The organism is Acinetobacter calcoaceticus DSM 30006 = CIP 81.8, assembly GCF_000368965.1.
Lineage (GTDB): Bacteria > Pseudomonadota > Gammaproteobacteria > Pseudomonadales > Moraxellaceae > Acinetobacter > Acinetobacter calcoaceticus.
On record NZ_KB849780.1, the window covers coordinates 1325099 to 1346382 of the forward strand.

A 21284-nucleotide genomic window follows, 5' to 3' on the forward strand; every position below is an offset into this window, starting at 1 on the left:
AACTTAAATCGCTTTTAGCAAGTTCTCAAAATTTTGTGAGGTGATCATTGCAATTTCCTCAACTGATTTATCATATACATCGCTGAGCGCTTTGGCTACATAAGGCACATATTTTGGTTCATTTGTTTTACCGCGGTATGGAACAGGTGCTAAATAAGGACTATCTGTTTCAATTAAAAGTCGATCTAGCGGAACTTGTTTAGCTACATCACGCAAGTCTTGTGCATTTTTAAATGACACAATACCAGAAAAAGAAATGTAATAACCGCAATCCAGTACAGCCTTAGCCGTTTCCCAATCTTCGGTAAAACAATGCAAAATTCCATGCGTGGAATGTTCAGCACGGATAATATCTACCGTATCATGCTTTGCTGAACGCGTATGAACGACGACTGGTTTTTTTAAAATTTTCGAAGCTTGGATATGTCTTGCAAAACATGCCTTTTGTTCTTCAACAAAATCTGTACTGTGATAATAGTCCAGTCCAGTTTCACCCAGAGCCCATACTTTTTCCGACTGAGCTAATTCAATCAAGTGCTCAGTCGTTGCACGTGCCATCGTATCTACATCTTCACAAGGATGCACACCTACCGTATAACCAACGTCTTCATGCCTATTTGCAATTTCTGCTAGTGCAATATGGTCATCAAGATCAACAGAAATTGCCATAAATTTAGACACTCCTTCTGCTCGTGCTGCAGCGAGCGCAAGGTTCAGATCACCGTTATAAGGCGTTAAATCTAACATCGTTAAATGGCAATGCGTATCAACAAACACTTTTCTATCCTATTTGATTACATGGTATAACTTGGACGATCTAGAGACATACTACCAGCCAAAACTCTTTCTGCCTCAGCTTTATAGTAAATTCCCTTATCTCCACTTAATTGAATAGCAAAACCTTGAGGTTTAAATCCACTTTGCTTGTGTGATATCCAAATTACCTTACCAGTGAGAGGAATTTTTTGAGACTGCTCAGGTAAAGTAGCTAAAATGAAAATTTCTTGCCCCATCTTTACCTTTTGTTTTGATGGTACAAATAGGCCTCCACCTTGCACATATCCCATATAGCTTGCTTGCAAAGTAGCTCTATCAGGAATATTTACCTGAATAATCCCCCCCATTTGCGGTTGCATAATCTTCCCCTTAAATATTCATTAACGTTATAAACAATTGATCTATAATAAGTTGACTTTGTACATTTTGCTCAACAAGCTTTTTTGCTTGTTGTAATTCACTATAAATATTAAATAAGCTTTCTAAATCGTAATATGGACTTAATTGATCAAAATCTAAATCAGTATTTTTTTGTGGCTGATTTAGCTTGACACAAATTAAATCTCCCAACAAGTATTCAAAAAGTACGATAAAATCATTAAAACTTAATTCTTTTTGCCATTTTCCTGAGAAAAATAGAGGCATATTTTTTTGAGCTACAATTTTTAGCCAGTCATTTAAGAAAATCTGTCGTTTAGCAAACCAATCACTTTTTGCAATTTCTATGGCTTGCAAAGGCATATCATTAGATAGACCAAGTAATAAATCAGGTTGTACTTCTGCAAGTTCAGATAAATGCTCGTCCAAATATGAAGTAGCCTGTTCATATGAAATACGATCTAAAGCAAAATGCTGCAATCGACTACGAATAGTGGCTGGTAATTTAAGGTAATGATCAGCCAATAAAATTAAAACAACACGTTCACCGGGTTCTTCTAAAGTTTTTAGTAGCGCATTTGAGGATGCCAAGTTAAGAGCTTCAGCAGGCTCAATAAGAATAACGCGCCAGCCTTCTCCCGTTTGTTGCACGAAAGGCAGTAAATCTCGAATCTTTTCGATTTTTATTTTTGCATTCTGCTTTTTATTTTCTTCATCTGTTGTGATATGGACATAATTTGGATGAGTATCTGACTTTAACCATTGGCAGCTACTACACTCACCGCAAGCGCCATGAACCTGCTTATTAAGACAAAGCACCCATGCCAAAAAATGCTTAGCAAAAGCATGTTTTCCACAACCTTGCTTGCCATAAAATAATAGGCCATGTCCAATATTGGGAAACCTTGTTATTAAGGTATCCCATGTTGTTTTTTGCCAAGGATAAACCTTTGAAGTTACATTCGGATTCATTAAAAATTAACGCTTATTCAAAAGATTCGACAGGCATTTTATTTAAGCGAGCAAGATCAGCTTGAGTGTCCACACCAGGAGGTAAATTTGCTTGAGCGACAGCAATCGCAATGCGATGTCCATTTTCTAAAACACGTAATTGTTCAAGACTTTCTAACTTTTCAAGCTTACCCATATCCCAAGTCACATATTCTTGTAATAAGTTCACTCGATAGGCATATAAACCTAAATGGCGAAATGCTTGGTTATGTAAACTTGGCTCTGCTTGTGCAGCCCCATCACGGTCGTACGGAATGGTTGCCCGGCTAAAATATAACGCTTCATTTTGCTTAGACATGACTACTTTTACAATGCTATCACGCTGAAATTCATCTAAGGTATGAATAGGCTCGCACAACGTAGACATTGAACAATTTGGTTTATCAACCAAGAGTTTTGCAACTTGTTGAACAAGTTGAGCTGGCAATAAAGGTTCATCCCCCTGAACATTCACAATAATATCATCTGCTGCCCACCCCTTAATACGAGCAACTTCGCTTAATCGGTCTGTTCCTGATGGATGATCAGGACTCGTAAGCACAACGTCCACACCATCTGCACGGCAAATCTCAGCAATACGCTCATCATCTGTTGCCACACATAGATCATCAAAACCTTCGACTTTTTTTGCTTGATCCACCACACGTAAAATCATAGGACGGTCATGAATAAGCAACAATGGTTTACCTGGCAAACGCGAACTTGAGAAGCGTGCTGGAATGACGATGTGTTTCATTTTTTCTTCCTAAGATAATTGGATATCAAGTTTTTGCAGTTGCTGTTTTAAAACCTGATAACACTCTATAGACAGGATAGCTTTAACAGGAACAACCCAAATAGGCTGTTTAAATTCCGGATGTTTTTCAAGCAACGGTAATAATTTAACTGCATCTTTTTCAGTTGTAATAAGTGGCAGTTCATCATTAAAAATTAAATCATTGATTGTGTAATCATGATGGTCACGAAACGCATGCTCTTGAAATTGTTTCAGGCCTAAATCTTTAAGTGTTTGATAAAAACGCTGTGGAAAGCCAATACCCACTACAGCATGATAACTATTTTGAGGATTGAAATCGTGTTCGACTATTGAGGATGGATTGAGTAAATATGGCCGCCCTGTATCGAGATGCATATTTAATTCTGTAGTTGGTTTATACGCATGTTCAATTACTGTTCCAGTTTCTAAACGCTCAACTGGCTCTCTCAAATATCCCTCAGGTAATAGTTTTTGATTTCCTAAACCACGATTTTGATCGAGCACAATCCACTCGATTTGTCGTCCCAAAGCCCAATGCTGTAAGCCATCATCACTAATAATTAAATCTAGTGGTGTTGATGCAATCAAGAGCTCTATTGCAGCCTGCCTATTAGGACCTACTGCCATTGGTACGCTCGTCGATTGAACAATTAATGCAGGCTCATCTCCAACCTGAGTCGCTTGAGCACCCGAAGTAACCAACATTGGAAAAGGGCCACTACCACCATACCCCCGACTAATTACTCCAACTTTGACATTGTGCTGTTGTAGATAATTCACCAGTTGTATTAATAATGGAGTTTTTCCACTGCCACCCACCGTAATATTGCCAATAACCATAACAGGTACAGGTGCTTTATAGACTTTCTTTAAACCCACTGTATAAAAATTACGATTTAATAGAAACCCAGCACGATACAAACAAGATAATGGGCGTAAAGCAATCAACCAACTCGATTGCTTATTCCATGCATTCTGGATCAGCTGGGCCAATGACATGCTTAGTTATCCTCAAAATTACGCTGATGTAATTGATAATAAGCACCATGTTTTTCAAGAAGTTCTTGATGAGTACCTTGCTCAACAATTTCCCCTTGATCCATCACCACAATACAATCAGCATTTTCAATTGTTGACAAACGGTGCGCAATAACGATTGTTGTACGGTCTTGCATCGCTTCATCAAATGCTTGCTGAATAAAATGTTCAGATTCGTTGTCGAGAGCACTCGTAGCTTCATCTAAAATTAGAATTGGAGCATTCTTTAAAATTGCTCGAGCAATTGCAATTCGCTGACGCTGACCACCTGATAGGTTTAGACCTTGTGCACCTAAAACAGTGTCATAACCGTTTGGTAAATTCATAATGAAGTCATGTGCATATGCTGCTTTTGCCGCTGCATAGATTTTTTCATCTGATGCACCTTCCAACTGACCATATGCGATGTTTTCACGAACAGTACGATTAAACAATATAACTTGTTGATTTACCATTGCAATTTGCGTACGTAGACTAGAAAGCTCAATATCATTAATTGGCAAATCATCTAAATAAATTTGTCCACTCGATACTTCTTGAAAACGTACCAACATATTGACTAATGAACTTTTACCCGCCCCTGAACGACCAACCAATGCCACAGTTTGACCTGGACGAATATCTAAAGAAAAATCTTTAATAGCTGCTACGTCATCAGCATAATTTAATGTCACATGATCAAAACGGATTGCCCCATTTAATTTGGGTTTCAATTGACCATTGTTTTGCTCTTCAGGTAAATCTAGTAATTCAAAAACAGAATGAGCTGCTGCTAAACCACGTTGTAACTTTTCATTAACATCAGTCAAGCTTTTAACTGGCTTTGCTAACAGACCAGCTGCTGTAAGGTAAGCTACAAATTCACCAGCACTTGTAGTGCCTAAAATCTGAGGTCGTAAAGCTAACCATACAATAAGAGCCATAGCACAAGCCATTACCACCTGAACAACTGGACTATTCAGGTTTTGTACAATTACCATTTTTAAGCCGCGTTTTAGGTTCTCTTCCGATGACTTATAGAAACGTTTTTGTTCAGATTCTTCACCCGCAAAACTTTTTACAACAGCATTACCATTAATACTTTCCTGAACAACATGATTGACGTCGCCCATGGTATCTTGAACCTGTAACGAAAGCTTACGCATTCGTTTCGAAGCTTTACGTACTAAGACCCCAATCACAGGTAAAAATACAAAAATACATAAAGTAAGACGCCAATTGGTATAAAACAGATAGCCTAATAGCCCCAGAGTAATCATCCCATCCCTAACGATGGTTCTTAATGATTCCGAAGAAGCAGCCGTAAGCTGTTCAACGTTATACATAATTTTGGCAGTAATATGGCCAGATGAATTATCTAAGTAATATTGTGCTGGGAGTTTTAAAAGTTTCGCATAAACTTCCTGGCGAATACTAAAAACCAAACTGCGTGAAATCACCGCAGTATAGTAGCCACCCATAAATAGGCCTAAGCCGCGAAAGAATACTAATAAAATAATTAATAACGGGAACCAATCCAAATCTGCTCTACTGCTGTTTTGGATTGCATCAATAATAAATTTAATCAATTTAGCAACGGAAACTTCTGTTGCTGAGTTTATACCGAACCCGATAAGTACTAATAAGGCCGCGCCCCAATAAGGTTTTAAATAGGCTATGAGACGCTTATAAACCTTAAAATCTTGATTCACTCAGAAAAACCTCTAGAAGGAACTTTGGTACTAATATTGATGTTAACAAAACCGAGTTGTCCTGCCACATCCATAACACGAATTACATCCTGATGAGACGCTTTGGCATCCGCAGCAATGATGAACATAAAATCACGGTGCTCTTGAGCAACTTGCTTAATCGCAGTACTCAGATCAGCAACCTCTTTAGACGAAAGTGCTTGACCATTCACAGCATAATGACCAGCAGAGTCTACCACGACTTCAATTTTGTGATCGTACTGTTTTGGTGGAACACCTTGTGCATCTGGTAATGTTAGATTGATGCGACTTGGCTGATTAAAAGTGGTCGACAGCAATAAAAAAACCAAAATGAATAACAAACAGTCAATCATAGGCGTTAAATTGATATGAATGTCTTCAACCTGAGAACGTTTAAATTTCATCTGGCTTTCACCTCCTAACCAACACGGCGGTGTTCAGCTACAGACGAAGAACGCTTATAGAACAATGAGGCATGAAATAAGGTCGATTGCTGTTCTAATTCGGCAATATAATCTTGCACTACTCTTTGAAAGTAGCGATAAGCAATCAAAGCAGGAATTGCAATTAACATCCCCACAGCTGTGGTAATTAATGCTTTAGAAATACCAGGAATCATTAAACTTGGACTACCAGCCGATCCAAAATCAATAACAAGAAATGACTCAATAATTCCCACTACAGTACCAAGCAACCCTAACAGTGGTGCTACAGCACTTAGAGTGCCCAAAAAATTAATATTTTTTTCCAAATAAGAAATTTCTTGAGAAGCTGCTACTTCCATTTGCGCACGAGCAAATTGCTCACCATGCTCGCGATGCTCAAAACCTGCTTTTAAAATGTGTCCCAATGCGCTACTTTGCGCTTCTACATTTTGTTCTAAACTTTCCACGATATCTTCAGCTCTTAAAGAGCCCTTACCGCTTAATGCTTCGGGTAGAACTTGTGAACGTCTTAACCGAACAAAACGCTCAATACTGATCGCAACAGTTAAAATCGAGCATAGAATTAAAGGCAGCATCAACCAGCCACCCGCTCTCACAAGTTCCCACATATGTTCTTCCCCAAGAATATAAAATTAGAAATACATGACCCAACTGCAAATTATTCTGGCAAACAAATATTTAAAATGCCATCTAACTCATCCAAGGTATGATAATGAATAACAAGTTTACCCTTACCTTTTTGGTTATGATCAATTTTTACATTAGCGCCAAAACGCTCTGATAATTTTTGCGTCAATTGCTCAATATCTGGTGCTACAGTCGTTTTTTCCTTCTCTTGTTTAGGCTCACTTCTATCACGCACCAATTGCTCTGTTTGACGAACGGACAATCCTTTCTCAATTACAATTTTAGCGACTTCTAATTGATCTTTCCCTTTCAATGTCAAAATTGCTCGAGCATGCCCCATATCAAGCTGGCCTTGCTGCATGAAATCTTTAATATCATCAGCTAAACTCAATAATCGCAATAAATTACTCACAGTAGTACGTGCTTTCCCTACCGTGTCAGCAATTTCCTGATGACTTAGACCAAATTCATCATGAAAGCGCTGTAAAGCGATTGCTTGATCAATTGGATTTAAATCTTGACGCTGAATGTTTTCAATTAACGCTAAAGCAATCGCAACCTGATCATTCAAATCTCGAACAATTGCTGGAATTTCAGTTAAGCCCGCAATTTGTGCTGCACGCCAACGACGTTCACCCGCAATGATTTCAAATGGATAAGTTTCATCATCAACTGGACGGATGACAATAGGCTGCATCACCCCATGTTTTTCAATAGACGATGCCAACTCTTGTAAATCATGCTCATGAATAAAACGACGTGGTTGATATTCACCACGTTTCAGTAAATTCACATCAACTTGTTTTAACTGTCCGTGGTCTAAAGCCTGTGCTTCCAGTTGTAATTTTTCTTTTTGAATTGAACCAAGTAATGCATCTAAACCACGTCCTTTAGCCAATCCGCGTTTTTTGATGCTCATACTTTACTTCCTTTCTTCACTTTACTTCTCTTTAACATCTCAGCTGCAAGATTTAAGTATGCAACTGCACCTTTAGAACTTTTTTCGAAATAGATAACAGGTAAACCATGTGCTGGTGCTTCTGCTAAGCGAACATTTCGTGGAACAACAGTATCATAAAGTTTTTTGCCGAAATATTGCTCTAGTTCTGCAGATACATCACGTGTTAAAGCATTTCGTGCATCGTACATCGTACGTAATACACCAATAATCTCTAAATCAGGATTGAGTGCTTTTTGAATACGATCAATGGTCTGAGTTAAATCAGCTAAACCCTCTAGTGCATAATATTCGCATTGCATTGGAATAATTACACTATCTACAGCCGCCAAAGCATTGACAGTAATCAAACTCAAGCTTGGAGCACAATCCACAATGATATAGTCAAATGAGTTTCTGATTTCATTCAAAGCATTTTTTAGAATGAATTCACGACCTTCTTGCTCTGCAATAGCAAGCTCTACACCTGAAAGCTCACGATTAGAGCCTAAAACTTTATATCCAACTTCTGCTTTTTGAATGGCTGTTTCAATTGGAACTTCGCCAAGAAGAACATCTGTAATTGAATACAAAAGATCGTTCTTTTGGATACCAGACCCCATCGTAGCATTACCTTGTGAGTCCATATCTACAAGTAATACACGTTTTTTTAATACAGCTAGAGACGCTGCAAGATTTACTGCAGTCGTTGTTTTACCAACACCACCCTTTTGGTTTGCAATCGCAATAATTTGAGCCATGGTAACCTTAATACTTTTTATTTAGATACGTTGAAGTAAAAGTAAATGACGTTGTTCATCAAGTCTTGGTACGCGCAGTTCAATCACTTTACATGAAAAGTCCTGCTTGAGCTGCTCAATTTCCTCAACTGGCACTACACCTTTCATCGCTGCGATTATACTGCTCTGATGAAGGTATGGCTGAGCCGCATCTACAAAGTCCGTTAAAGAAGCAAAAGCTCGACTTGTTATGACGTCAAACTGGCCAAGCTCATCAATTGTATCTTGATTCTCAACACGTGTTTGCACTGCCACAACGTTACTCAATTTAAGATCAGCAATAAATTGCTTCAAAAAACGAATTTTTTTACCATTAGAATCTAAAAGAACACATTGGCGTTCTGGCTGACAAAGAGCAATAATCATGCCAGGCATACCACCACCTGTACCCACATCAAGCAGTCTACCTTCAGGTAAATCATTTAAAATACTTAGACTATCCAACAAATGCTTCACTAACATTTCTTTCGGATCACGAATTGCTGTCAGATTATATGCTTTATTCCAAAGTACCAAAGCATCTTGATATTTTAACAATAATGCCAAAGCTTCATCGCTAAGCGATAAACCTAATTTTTGACTACCCTGTTGTAACTCTTGAAAAAACGGATGCATAAACAGATAACATCTAAGTAAAATTTAAAACAAAGTATACCCATTTATGCATCGTGGAACACTAGTTAACGATTAGGGATTACACAGTTAATCGTAGAAGCCTTCACGAATTTGCAAATCTAGCTCCATTAAACGCTCAGGCGTTCCCACATCTACCCATGCACCTTTAAGTTTTTCACCAGATATTTTTTGATTCTGCATCGCTTGCTTCAACAATGGAGCTAAGGGACGTTTACCAGGTTCCAATCCATCAAAAAGCTTAGGATGGATAACAGACACGCCACTAAAAGTGAGATTCTCACCCGTCACATCTTGATCGAATGTAAAAGTGCGTCCATCGAACAACGTAAAGTCACCTTCAGGATGCTGTTTAGGATTATCAACCAACACAAGATGTGCTAAATCATCATTTAGCTTAATATGGCGTAGGGCTTCAAAATCCATTGTGGTCCATACATCTCCATTCACCAGAATAAACGGATCTGTTCCAAGCAGTGGCAAAGCATTAATAATTCCACCAGCTGTTTCTAGCCCTTCATCCTCTCGTGTCCAACGGATATCCACACCAAATTGAGAGCCATCGCCTAAGCTGCTGATGAGTTTATCGGCCAACCATGCAGAATTGATGACAATTTCGGTCACACCAATTTTCTTAAGTTTTTCAATATGCCACACAATAAGCGCCTTACCACCTACCTCAAGCAAAGGCTTTGGTGTATATAGCGTAAGTGGACGCATACGATTACCCAAACCAGCAGCAAGAATCATTGCTTTCATTATGCTGCTACCTCGTAGTTACCATATTTCTCGATAAACTTCGGCATAACTATGTCATTTATGAACAACATAAACTCATCAAGTTCAGCATAACCACGGCTTTCTTCGATCAAATACCACATTACTCGTGGTAAATCTTTTAAATAACCTGATTTACCATCGCGCTCAAACAGACGCACAAAGATGCCCAAAATTTTAATATGACGCTGAATAGCCATTAAATCTGCATCACGTTTGAATTGTTCAAAACTACGGTTCTGTTTCGCAGACTCAGGTAATAAGTCATAAAAGACTCTAAACCATTGATACACACGCTCTGCATTCCACTGAACATAAGCATCACGAGTAATCGAGATTAGATCATAAGTATCTGCACCAATCACCGCATCCTGAAAATCAATAACTCCAAGCTCTGGTTCATTTGCAATTTTCATCAAATTACGACTGTGAAAATCACGATGTACAATCACTTGCGGCTGAGCCAATGCAGTTTTTGCTAATACATTGAAAGCATCATCAATTATCTGTTGCTGGTTCGCATTCGGAGTAATCTGCAAAGATGGCAGCATCCAGTCAGTCAACAGCTTCATTTCAGTTAACAATTTCTCATAGGAGTATGCTGGAAATTGCTCCTGACCATTCACAGACTGCAAATGAATCAGCTGTTTAAAGCTTTGTTCATAATATTTATCGACTGTTTCATCATTTAATAATGTCGACAACAGCACATCACCAAAATCTTCTAATAACAGAAAACCTTGAGCTAAATCTTTCGCGACGATCTGAGGGACGCGTACACCATGGCCTGCAAAAAATTCGTCAATGGTCACAAACGGAACACAGTCTTCTTTTTCTGGAGGGGCATCCATGAGCATATACGTTTTATTTTGTAACTGGATACGCGCATAACGGCGGAAGCTTGCATCACCTGCCAAAAAAGCGATCTTAAATTGATCATTTTCAAGAACAGATGTAAGCCATGTATATATCAATTGTTCACGTTGTGTATTCATTTGCAATAAAATCTAAAACAAGCTGAGATTTTTGAAGGGTTAAGTGTAGCCACTTATAAACTTTTTCTCTATGATGCGACAATAATTAATTGTGAATTAGCATACTTGGTTAATGAGACAATGAAGCATCAGTTTAAATTTAATCCTTTAGCGACAGCTATTTTTACGCTCTTATGTGGCTCCATACAATCAAGTTATGCTGAGTCAGCTGATGTTGTCTCCAATATAGACAATAATCAACTTAAAGCGAGCATCAAAGAAGCCTACCCGGGTCAAGAATTCTTTCAACAGTATTATGTTGATAAATCAGCACCTGAGGCACAGCTTCGTGACAATAAATATTTAAGCTCGGCATTTTGCCAGGGTACATGGGTTACACCGATTAACCCTGAGACCAAAGCACTAGATGCCGACAAAACGACTTCTGTCGTTACGGCTAACTATGGACACTATAATCCTGCCGGTGACTCTGTTTTAGAAGGTGACGTGGTTATTGATCAGGAAGGACGCACGGTTCGTGCTGACAAGGTTACGATTGATAAGACCCAAACCTTTGCACATGCACAAGGCCGAGTACAACTCGCTCAAGGTGGGTTGATTTCACAGAGTGACGAAATTAATTACAACCTGAAAAACCAGACTGGTAATTTAGACAACAGTTTTTATATTTCTGAACAGCAACATGCCCATGGTCATGCAGGCAAAATCGAAAGAACATCGCCAAATGTCATGGTTCTTAACGATGCAACCTATACGACTTGCCCGCCAGGCCAAAAACCGGGTTGGAAAATTCAGGCAAATAAAATTGAGTTGAATCAAGAAACTGGGCGTGGTGTAACTCGCGGGACAAAACTGTATGTTAAAGATGTTCCTGTTCTAGTAGTTCCTTACTTTAACTTCCCGATTGATGATCGCCGAACTACAGGTATTCTCAACCCACAGTTTGGTTTCTCAAACGATGGTGGTATTGAGCTTTCTGTTCCAGTTTATTTAAACCTTGCACCTAACTATGATCTAACACTGACTCCGCGTTATTTAGCAGACCGCGGTGCAATGCTAAAAGGTGACTTTCGATACTTAACCGATGGTTTTGGTGCGGGTGAAATGTGGGGTGGCATGTTGCCATCTGACAAAGAATACGATGATAAAGATCGTAAAGATTTCCATTTTTTACATAACTGGGATATCAACGATCAATGGTCAACTAATCTCGAATATAATTACGCTTCAGATAAAGATTATTTCTCAGATTTAGATAGCAGCCCTAACTCTAAAACAGACCTAAACTTACGTAGAGCATGGGAACTTAACTACCAACATGGCATTCCGGGGTTAAAAGCTCAGCTTAAAGTTGAAGATTTCCAAACGCTTGACCCAGAAATTGCAGATGCAGATAAACCTTATGCCCGTTTACCACAATTCTTATTAAATTACGTCACTGGTAATCCACTAGGTTTACAATACGAATTTAATAACGATACAGCCTATTTCAAGAAATCGATTAATGATGATTCTGCTCAAGAAAGTAGCGGTACACGTATCTACAACCAGTTTGCTACGCGTTATAACTACCGCACACCAGCAGCATTTGTAATACCTGAAGTTTCAGTACGTTCTATTCAAACATTCTATGATAAGGATAGTATCGCATCTCAGGGTTTAGATGGCGGTTCTGAAAATAAATCAGTAGTTGTACCTCAATTTACATTGGACACTGGACTGAATTTTGAACGTGAAGGCAAATATTTACAAACCCTTACTCCTCGTGCATTTTATGCCTATGCTCCATACAAAAACCAAGACAGCTATCCAAACTTTGACTCAACTTCAGCATCAGTAAGTTACGATCAATTATTTAACCCTTACCGCTTCTATGGACATGACCGTCTTGAAGACAACAACTTTCTATCACTTGGCGTAAGCTACAGTCTTTTTGACACAGTAGGCTTAGAACGTTTACGTGCAAGTGTTGGTCAAAGTTATTATTTTGAAGACCGCCGTGTGACATTAAAGCAACAAGACGAGATTGATACAGAACGCAATACTGGTCCGGTTGTAAGTTTAACAAGCCAGTTAAATCAAAACTTCACTATCGCAGCTAACTCAGCATGGATGTCGAATGGTGACAACGCTCAGCGTGATTTTCAGGTTTATTATACTGGAGATAAAGGCAATCTATATAACTTAGGCTATTTCTATCGCAAAGATATTCAAGGACGCCAAGACACTTACGATCAGGTCGTTGCATCGTTTATACAACCAATTAAAGACAATTGGCGTATTATGGGCCACGTACAATACGACATGGACAATGATGTTGCCCGTGAGCTCTTATTAGGGGTTAACTATGAATCATGTTGCTGGGGTATTTCAGTCTATGGCCGCTCATATTACAACGATCTAGACGATCCAAAATCTCCAGATGTTAGTGAAAAACGCGCCATTATGGCCGAAATTACGCTAAAAGGTTTAGGTGGTTTAAACAATAAACTCGCGTCTTTACTTGAAAATCGCGTTTTAGGTTTTAACAAAATTAATCAATCTTGGACACAACGTTAATGAAGACAAAGCATCTTAAACAGTTTTTTAAAGCAACAACACTTGCTGCCCTAATCTCTTCATCAATGCATAGTTTTGCCCAACCAGCTGATGAAGTTGTGGCAATTGTGGACAATAGCGTTATTTTAAAAAGCGATCTTCAACAAGGGATGGCCGAAGCTGCCCACGAACTACAAGCACAAAAAAAAGAGGTACCACCTCAGCAATATTTACAATTTCAGGTGTTAGATCAATTAATCTTGCGTCAGGCACAACTTGAGCAAGTTAAAAAATATGGTATTAAGCCTGATGAAAAAAGCTTAAATGAAGCTGTACTAAAAGTAGCAAGTCAATCTGGAACTAAAAGTTTAGAAGCCTTCCAGCAAAAGTTAGATGCTATGGCGCCAGGGACTTATGAAAGTTTACGTGGTCGAATCGCTGAGGATTTAGCGATTAGCCGTTTGCGCCAACAACAAGTAATGTCTCGTATTAAAATTAGTGATCAAGATGTAGAAAACTTCTTAAAATCACCTCAAGGTCAAGCAGCGCTAGGTAATCAAGTACGTGTAATTCATATGCGTATTGCTGGCGAAAATCCACAGGAAGTTCAATCTGTGGCTCAAGAAGTACGTTCAAATCTTGCACAAAGTAATGACATCAACGTATTGAAAAAACTTTCAACTGCAAATGTAAAAGTTGAGGGTGCTGACATGGGATTCCGTCCACTTTCAGATATCCCGGCTGAACTTGCAGCACGTATTACTCCATTACAAGACGGCCAAACAACTGACTTAATTTCAGTACGTGATGGTGTACATGTTTTAAAGCTTATTGAACGTAAACAAAATGAGCAAAAAGCATTAGTACCTCAATTTCAAACTCGCCATATTCTCATTCAACCTTCTGAAGTGGTTAGCCTTGAAAATGCCAAGCAAATTATTGACAACATCTATAAACGCTTAAAAGCTGGCGATGATTTTGCAACACTTGCAGCTACCTATTCTAATGATACGGGTTCAGCTCGCGATGGCGGTAGCTTAGGTTGGGTAACTCCTGGCATGATGGTGCCTGAATTTGATAAAAAAATGCAGGAAATTCCTGTAGGTGAAATCAGCGAACCATTCCAAACTCAATTCGGTTGGCATATCTTACAAGTAACTGAAAAACGTGAAAAAGATATGACTCATGAATATCAAGAGCGTATGGCACGTCAAATTTTAGGTGAACGCCAATTTAACACTGAAATCGACAGCTGGTTGCGTGAAGTACGTGCAAATGCATATGTAGAAATCAAAGATCCAAGTCTAGACAAAAAGAACTTACAGAAATAAGTTCTTTTATCGTCATCAAAACCTGTGTTTATCACAGGTTTTTTTATGAATGAAATTTAACTAATAAAAAAACCGGTTATATAAATAACCGGTTTCTATAAATTAAACCCTAACGGGAATTATTTATAACGATCAACCATTTTCTCTAAAGAAATTGGGCGGATCTTGTCAGCATTTCCAGCTGTACCAAACGCTTCATAACGATCGATACAAATTTGCTTCATTGTATCAACTGTTTTAGCAAAGTATTTGCGTGGATCAAACTCAGATGGATTCTCAGCCATAAACTGACGAATCGCACCAGTTGAAGCTAAGCGTAAATCAGTATCAATATTGATTTTACGTACACCGTGTTTGATTGCTTCTACAAGTTGCTCAACAGGTACACCATAAGTTTCGCCGATATTACCACCGAACTCATTGATTACCTTTAACCATTCTTGTGGAACAGAACTCGAACCATGCATTACAAGGTGAGTATTTGGCAATGCTGCATGAATTTCTTTAATGCGGTCAATTGCCAAGATATCGCCTGTAGGTGGACGCGTAAATTTATACGCACCGTGTGAAGTACCAACTGCAATTGCTAGTGCATCAACATTTGTATCAGCAACGAATTGAGTCGCTTCTTCAACAGAAGTTAAAAGTTGTGAGTGGTCAAGTACACCTTCCGCACCCACACCATCTTCTTCACCAGCCATACCAGTTTCAAGGCTACCTAAACAGCCAATCTCACCTTCGACAGAAACACCACATGCGTGTGCCAAAGCAACAACATTACGAGTTACATCAACATTGTATTCATAAGATGTAGGTGTTTTACCATCTACACCTAATGAACCGTCCATCATTACTGAGCTAAAGCCAAGCTGAATTGAACGCTGACAGATATCAGGGCTTGTACCATGGTCTTGGTGCATTACCACTGGAATATGTGGCCATTCTTCAATTGCAGCCAAAATAAGATGGCGTAAGAATGGAGCGCCTGCATATTTGCGAGCTCCAGCTGATGCTTGAACAATTACAGGTGAATTGGTTGCATCCGCAGCAAGCATGATTGCGCGCATTTGTTCTAAGTTATTTACGTTAAATGCTGGTACGCCGTAGTTATGTTCAGCAGCGTGATCCAAGAGCTGGCGCATTGAAATGAGTGCCATAATATCCTCCCAGGTAGTGCGGGTTATTCTACCCTTTCATTTATTTCAATTCAGCAACAAATCACAGTATTTCAAAAAAAATCCCCGCATATGCAGGGATTTTTTAACAAAAAACAACAAATTAATGTGTTTCTGAAGCAGCAGCCTCACTTGGTGCACTACCTTCAACCACATCGGTATTCTTTTCATCTAAAACTGGCTTATCAATCGCGTCAATTGATGCTTGTTGCTCAGGTGTTACTTTTTCAGAAACAGCAGTAGAAGCAGCCGATTCTTGTCCAGCCTGAGATGCTTCATCTTTCTTAGCACAAGCAGTCAACATCATCGGTACAATTAACAGAGCAGCAAATGTAAGCTTTAAATTCATCACTATTGTCCACAGTTGGTGATTTAATGCTCGCTATTTTATTGCAGATATATGACAGTTTAATGACCTATCCATGAAAAAAGGGACTGGTAACCCAGTCCCTTCTTATTTTTATATAACAGTATTAAGCACGCTCAAGTAAAACCGCGACTGCTGGCAAAGTCTTGCCTTCAACAAACTCAAGGAATGCACCGCCACCTGTAGAAATATAACCAATTTGATCAGCAACGTTATATTTATCAATCGCAGCTAAAGTATCTCCACCACCAGCAATCGAGAAACCAGCAGATTGTGCAACAGCAAGAGAAAGTGCTTTAGTACCTTCACCAAACTGATCAACTTCAAATACGCCTACAGGACCATTCCAAAGAATCGTTTTTGATGTTGTTAAAATATTTGCAAATGCTTTAGCTGTTTCCGGACCAACATCTAAAATCATATCGTTTGATGTTACATCTTCTACTTTCTTCACAACTGCTTGCGCTGCTGCTAACGAACCTAAGAAATCTTCAAAATTAATTTGCGAAGCATCGGCAACTACTACATCTGTAGGAAGTGGAACACTTACTTTCGCAGCAATTTGTTTTGCAGTTTCAACCAAGTCAGCTTCATATAATGATTTACCAACATTAAAACCAGCAGCTGCCAAGAATGTATTTGCAATACCGCCACCAACAATTAGTTGATCACAAATAGTAGAAAGTGAGTTTAAAACATCAAGTTTAGTTGAAACTTTAGAACCAGCAACAATTGCAACCATCGGTTTTTCAGGAGTTTGCATTGCACGGCCTAATGCATCTAATTCGGCAGCCAATAAAGGACCAGCTGCAGCAACAGGAGCAAAACGAGCTACACCTTCGGTAGATGCTTCTGCACGGTGAGCAGTACCAAATGCATCCATAACAAATACATCACATAGTGCTGCATATTTTTGAGCAAGGTCTGGATTATTTTTCTTTTCACCATGGTTAAAGCGCACATTCTCAAGCAATACAACTTGCCCAGCTTCAACTTCTACGCCATCTAAGTAATCTGTTAACAATTTAACTTCTTGGCCCAATACTTCTGTTAAATAAACAGCTACTGGTGCAAGTGATTGTTCTGGCTTTGGTTCACCTTCAACAGGACGACCCAGATGCGAAAACACCATCACAGCTGCACCTTTTTCTAAAGCAGCTTTAATAGTTGGTAATGCCGCGCGCAAGCGAGCATCGCTAGTAATCACACCATTTTTGACAGGAACGTTTAAATCTTCACGAATAAGGACACGTTTACCTGTTAAGTTAAGGTCAGTCATGCGCTGAAAATTCATGTAAAGCTCTCTTTATGATTTTAAAAACGCGCCAATTTTAAATGATTACATCAAAAAAGGTTAGTTTTTTTGCATAAAAGCTGTAGAAAGCCCCAGTTTTGATTATGATAGAGATAGTCATTTGATATTTCATCCATTATGTCTATTCATCCAGATCCACAAATCAATCGTTTAAATGTTTTAGGGGAACCTTTAGCAAGTTGTTGTTTCGACCCTATTACTGGCTATTTTAGAAATGGCTTTTGCCACACAGCAGTCACAGACCTTGGTCAGCATACTGTATGTGCGCAAATGACCTCTGATTTCTTAAATTTTTCACAAAAAATTGGAAATGATCTTATTACCCCTTTACCAGAAGTAGATTTTCCTGGCCTAAAGCCAGGTGATTTCTGGTGTATCTGTGTAACTCGTTGGGTAGAAGCTTATCAAGCGGGTCAAGCCCCTCCCATCAAAATACATGCATGTCATCAAGCTGTATTAAGCTATGTGCCTTTAGACGTTTTAATGGAATTTGCAGTGTAATGGTACAGCCACAAATTATTTTGGCATCAAGCAGTCAAACGCGCAAAGCCTTAATGGATCGCTTAGGGATTAACTATATCTGTGTTAGTCCAGATATTGATGAGAGCCCTCGGGATGAGATCCATGCGGATGAACTTGCAAAAAGGTTGGCTTTCACAAAAGCTCAAGTAATTGCTGCACAAAACCCACATGCAATTATTATTGGTTCCGATCAACTCGCATGGCGAGAACATGCTCCCAATGACTTTATTGGTAAACCGATGACCATTGAAAATGCCAAAGTACAGTTAGCAGAAAACTCAGGTCGAACAGTCTACTTTAGTACCGCACTCAGCGTGCAATGGCTTGACAGGAATTTTGAACAAACGCTTGTTGAACATTATCAAGTTCAATTCCGAACCTTAAATCAAGCTGAAATTGAACGATATATTGCATTAGATCAACCATTCCATTGTGCTGGTAGCTTTAAGTGTGAAAGTTTAGGAATTAGTTTGTTCGAAAAAATGACAGGCCAAGACCAGACGACTCTTATGGGTTTACCCATGATTCAACTTTGCCATATTTTAAGGCAGCTTGGCCTACAAATTCCTTAATTTTAGATATTTTTATAAATAGGTTATTTCCATGACAGAACCTTTAGCAGTTTTAGGCGGTATTACTGCCGAACAATTTTTAGCAGAATATTGGCAGAAAAAACCTTTGCTGGTACGTAACGGATTGCCAGAGATTGTAGGTCTTTTAGAACCGCAAGATGTGCAAGAACTTGCTTTGGAAGAACATGCGAGTGCCCGACTCATTCGCCAAAAAGATAGAAATCCAAATGAATGGCACGTCAAGTCTTCACCTCTAACCAAAGGTGACTTTCAAAAGCTACCAAAATTATGGACTCTTTTAGTACAGGCAGTAGACCACTACTCTTTTGACCTTTCTGAGCTTTGGAAAAAATTTCCTTTTATTCCTCAATGGCGCCGTGACGATATTATGGTGTCTTATGCACCTAAAGGCGGTTCAGTTGGAAAACATTTTGATTTTTATGATGTGTTTTTAGTTCAAGGTCACGGACATCGTCGCTGGCAGATAGGAAAAATGTGCGATATAAATACTGCATTTGTACCTAATCAACCATTAAAACTTTTACCAGAAATAGACGTACAATTTGATGAAGTTCTAGCACCAGGTGATTTACTGTATGTTCCGCCTGGAATGGCACATTATGGCGTTGCCGAAGATGATTGCTTAACTTTCTCATTTGGTTTTCGTATGCCAAACGTTGCAGGAATGATGGAACGTATTAGTGATCAATTTTCAGCTAATACTTTATTACAAAATCCTGTTGTAGACATTGCACGCAAACAGATGGGGCAAATTGGTGAAATTAACGCAACTGAACTGAGCCACTTAAAAGACTTAGTTTTAGCTCAATTAAAAGATTCATCAGCACTTGATGCCGCTATCATGTCTTATATGAGTGAACCTAAATATCCGGATAATATTCCAGAAGCTGATGAAATCGAAGCCGATGACTTGAAAGAAATTTTACACGAAGGATACGAAGTTCTTTTAGAGCCAGCCTCTCGACTACTTTATACAGAACAAAACGGAACCCTAAACTTTTGGGGAAATGGTGAAGTTCTATTTATAGCTGAACCCTTTGAGCAAAAATTAAAAGCGATTGCCAATGGAGAAAGCCTGCCATTTGATAGCCAATTTAATGATGACGAAACACTAGAAAACGTTGCTCACTTATTAAATGAATCTATTCTGATGCTTTTACCCCCCGCAGAGTAAATGTTTTAATAAAAGTAGGTTTTTTCATGAAAGTGGAAAAACCTACTTTTTAAATTAGCAAGCAAACTCAAAAATACATTCTATTATTATTCGTTAAATTTATCTAAAAAAATCTTAAATAGTGCGTGTTTAAGATTATTAAACTTTAAAGAAATCTTGAAATGAGAATTAAAAATAGAAAAGCTTCATGATTAAAAAAACAACATATTTCTTACTTACTTTTTCCTTAAAATTTAAACGTTACAGTTTAAAAAAATAATATCTTTTTTCTATCAATAACAAACAATACCTTGTAAAATTAAAGATCCAGATTTTCATTAATACAGATCACAGTTCACAAGCTAATAGCAATTCATTTGTGAGAGGCTAAAAATATGTCGAAGAAAGATGACATTATTAACACCGCATTAAGACTTTTTAACTCGTATAGCTACAATTCTATAGGTGTGGATCGCATCATTAATGAATCTGGCGTTGCAAAAATGACTTTCTACAAGCATTTTCCATCAAAAGAAAAATTAATTGAAGAATGTCTACTTCTACGAAACACGCTTTTACAGAACTCTCTTACCTCGGCCTTATCAAAACATGATGAGTTAGACCCTCTTGCGAGAATTAAAGCAGTATTTTTATGGTATTCCGACTGGTTTAATAGTGAAGACTTTAATGGCTGTATGTTTCAAAAAGCTTTGGAAGAGGTTTTAAAACAATATCCGTCAACGCATCAACCTGCCACTTTGTATAAAGCTTGGTTGACTCAACTCATGCAAGACCTTCTCAACCAATATGATGTAAATGAACCAGGTCCTTTATCTTTACTACTCGTTAATATATTGGAAGGTATGACCATTCAAGCTCAGGTCGAGCATGGCTCAATAAAAATTTATGATTATTGGAATCGAGTTGAAAAATTAATCGACTTTGAAAGAGCAGCTTAAAAATAAAGCGTGACATTCTTCTTCTTATATTAATATTCTTCTTATCTATCACGCTGCGTCTGAAAGTAATTTTGGTTCAAAATTAGACGTTTTTTTCGACCTTACTAAACCAAAATATACAGACCTGTCTGTACAAAACAGATTATATATTTAAAAAATAAAAACTCAATCATTTTTTTTGTTTCATTCAAAGATAAATTAGATTTAACTATTTATCGGAATGAAATAAGGCTTATTTCATGCTGGCTTCAATTCACTTATACTTAACAATCAAACTTATAACACAACGCAACATTTTAAACACAAAATAAATACAAACAACTGTTTTTAATTAAAAATACTACTTATTTATCAATTCCCCTTATATTGCTTTTCAACAAAAACAATTGGATTGATTAGTTTTGCTACATTCATTTTAGCAAGATCAATCTATACTATGCCCG

Annotated in this window: 22 protein-coding genes; 6 read left to right on the plus strand and 16 right to left on the minus strand. The window is 38.2% G+C overall.

The features are described from left to right. Nucleotides 1–3: 3 nt before the first annotated feature. The 13 genes from F936_RS11225 to F936_RS11285 form a co-directional block, all read right to left on the minus strand. Nucleotides 4–777, minus strand: a complete 774-nt coding sequence (locus F936_RS11225) for a TatD family hydrolase (RefSeq protein ID WP_005047451.1) — start codon at nucleotides 775–777, stop codon at nucleotides 4–6. Nucleotides 778–794: 17 nt separating this feature from the next. Further along, the gene (locus F936_RS11230; protein WP_003651467.1) at nucleotides 795–1136 is read right to left on the minus strand and encodes a PilZ domain-containing protein; all 342 of its coding nucleotides are present in this window, start codon (nucleotides 1134–1136) and stop codon (nucleotides 795–797) included. A gap of 10 nt (nucleotides 1137–1146) precedes the next feature. Beyond that, complete coding sequence (locus tag F936_RS11235) at nucleotides 1147–2127, minus strand: DNA polymerase III, delta' subunit (protein ID WP_005047452.1); 981 nt, start codon at nucleotides 2125–2127, stop codon at nucleotides 1147–1149. A 13-nt stretch (nucleotides 2128–2140) separates the two neighbouring features. Continuing rightward, entirely contained in the window at nucleotides 2141–2902 is a 762-nt protein-coding gene (kdsB, locus tag F936_RS11240; protein ID WP_005047453.1) for a 3-deoxy-manno-octulosonate cytidylyltransferase, read from the minus strand. 9 nt (nucleotides 2903–2911) lie between these two features. Next, entirely contained in the window at nucleotides 2912–3922 is a 1011-nt protein-coding gene (lpxK, locus tag F936_RS11245; protein ID WP_005047454.1) for a tetraacyldisaccharide 4'-kinase, read from the minus strand. A gap of 2 nt (nucleotides 3923–3924) precedes the next feature. Next, nucleotides 3925–5652: a lipid A export permease/ATP-binding protein MsbA gene (gene msbA, locus F936_RS11250; RefSeq protein WP_004642622.1), complete on the minus strand. Its 1728-nt coding sequence runs from the start codon at nucleotides 5650–5652 to the stop codon at nucleotides 3925–3927. Then, nucleotides 5649–6077, minus strand: a complete 429-nt coding sequence (locus tag F936_RS11255) for an ExbD/TolR family protein (protein ID WP_004642621.1) — start codon at nucleotides 6075–6077, stop codon at nucleotides 5649–5651. The genes msbA and F936_RS11255 overlap by 4 nt, the downstream gene beginning before the upstream one ends. Before the next feature lie 14 nt (nucleotides 6078–6091). Beyond that, a complete protein-coding gene (locus F936_RS11260; RefSeq protein WP_005041113.1) occupies nucleotides 6092–6727 on the minus strand; it encodes a MotA/TolQ/ExbB proton channel family protein in 636 nt (211 codons plus the stop codon). Nucleotides 6728–6777: 50 nt separating this feature from the next. Further along, entirely contained in the window at nucleotides 6778–7665 is an 888-nt protein-coding gene (locus F936_RS11265) for a ParB/RepB/Spo0J family partition protein (protein WP_004642619.1), read from the minus strand. Further along, nucleotides 7662–8444, minus strand: a complete 783-nt coding sequence (locus F936_RS11270) for a ParA family protein (RefSeq protein ID WP_003651453.1) — start codon at nucleotides 8442–8444, stop codon at nucleotides 7662–7664. Before F936_RS11270 ends, F936_RS11265 begins: the two co-directional genes overlap by 4 nt. Before the next feature lie 21 nt (nucleotides 8445–8465). Beyond that, a complete protein-coding gene (gene rsmG / locus F936_RS11275; protein ID WP_005047457.1) occupies nucleotides 8466–9098 on the minus strand; it encodes a 16S rRNA (guanine(527)-N(7))-methyltransferase RsmG in 633 nt (210 codons plus the stop codon). Nucleotides 9099–9185: 87 nt separating this feature from the next. Then, the gene (murU, locus tag F936_RS11280; protein ID WP_005047459.1) at nucleotides 9186–9875 is read right to left on the minus strand and encodes an N-acetylmuramate alpha-1-phosphate uridylyltransferase MurU; all 690 of its coding nucleotides are present in this window, start codon (nucleotides 9873–9875) and stop codon (nucleotides 9186–9188) included. Beyond that, entirely contained in the window at nucleotides 9875–10888 is a 1014-nt protein-coding gene (locus F936_RS11285) for an aminoglycoside phosphotransferase family protein (protein ID WP_005047460.1), read from the minus strand. The genes murU and F936_RS11285 overlap by 1 nt, the downstream gene beginning before the upstream one ends. A gap of 120 nt (nucleotides 10889–11008) precedes the next feature. Here F936_RS11285 and F936_RS11290 point away from each other — a divergent pair, with 120 nt between their 5' ends. After that, a complete protein-coding gene (locus F936_RS11290; RefSeq protein ID WP_005047461.1) occupies nucleotides 11009–13447 on the plus strand; it encodes an LPS-assembly protein LptD in 2439 nt (812 codons plus the stop codon). Then, nucleotides 13447–14757, plus strand: a complete 1311-nt coding sequence (locus tag F936_RS11295) for a peptidylprolyl isomerase (RefSeq protein WP_005047462.1) — start codon at nucleotides 13447–13449, stop codon at nucleotides 14755–14757. Before F936_RS11290 ends, F936_RS11295 begins: the two co-directional genes overlap by 1 nt. 119 nt (nucleotides 14758–14876) lie before the next feature. Here F936_RS11295 and fba read toward each other — a convergent pair whose 3' ends face one another. The 3 genes from fba to F936_RS11310 form a co-directional block, all read right to left on the minus strand. Beyond that, nucleotides 14877–15914: a class II fructose-bisphosphate aldolase gene (gene fba, locus F936_RS11300; RefSeq protein ID WP_003651441.1), complete on the minus strand. Its 1038-nt coding sequence runs from the start codon at nucleotides 15912–15914 to the stop codon at nucleotides 14877–14879. A 121-nt stretch (nucleotides 15915–16035) separates the two neighbouring features. Then, the gene (locus F936_RS11305; RefSeq protein WP_005047464.1) at nucleotides 16036–16281 is read right to left on the minus strand and encodes a hypothetical protein; all 246 of its coding nucleotides are present in this window, start codon (nucleotides 16279–16281) and stop codon (nucleotides 16036–16038) included. Between the two features lie 124 nt (nucleotides 16282–16405). After that, nucleotides 16406–17593: a phosphoglycerate kinase gene (locus F936_RS11310; RefSeq protein WP_005047465.1), complete on the minus strand. Its 1188-nt coding sequence runs from the start codon at nucleotides 17591–17593 to the stop codon at nucleotides 16406–16408. Between the two features lie 138 nt (nucleotides 17594–17731). On the opposite strand from F936_RS11310, the gene F936_RS11315 reads away from it, so the two are divergent. From F936_RS11315 to F936_RS11330, 4 genes are all read left to right on the plus strand, one after another. Beyond that, a complete protein-coding gene (locus F936_RS11315) occupies nucleotides 17732–18115 on the plus strand; it encodes a DUF2237 family protein (protein WP_003651438.1) in 384 nt (127 codons plus the stop codon). Further along, nucleotides 18115–18708, plus strand: a complete 594-nt coding sequence (locus F936_RS11320) for a Maf family protein (protein ID WP_005047468.1) — start codon at nucleotides 18115–18117, stop codon at nucleotides 18706–18708. Before F936_RS11315 ends, F936_RS11320 begins: the two co-directional genes overlap by 1 nt. Nucleotides 18709–18739: 31 nt before the next feature. Beyond that, on the plus strand, nucleotides 18740–19903 hold the full coding sequence (locus F936_RS11325; protein ID WP_005047469.1) for a ribosomal protein uL16 3-hydroxylase: 1164 nt from the start codon (nucleotides 18740–18742) through the stop codon (nucleotides 19901–19903). Nucleotides 19904–20277: 374 nt separating this feature from the next. Further along, nucleotides 20278–20841, plus strand: coding sequence for a TetR/AcrR family transcriptional regulator (locus tag F936_RS11330; protein ID WP_005047471.1), 564 nt, complete (start codon nucleotides 20278–20280; stop codon nucleotides 20839–20841). Nucleotides 20842–21284: the final 443 nt, after the last annotated feature.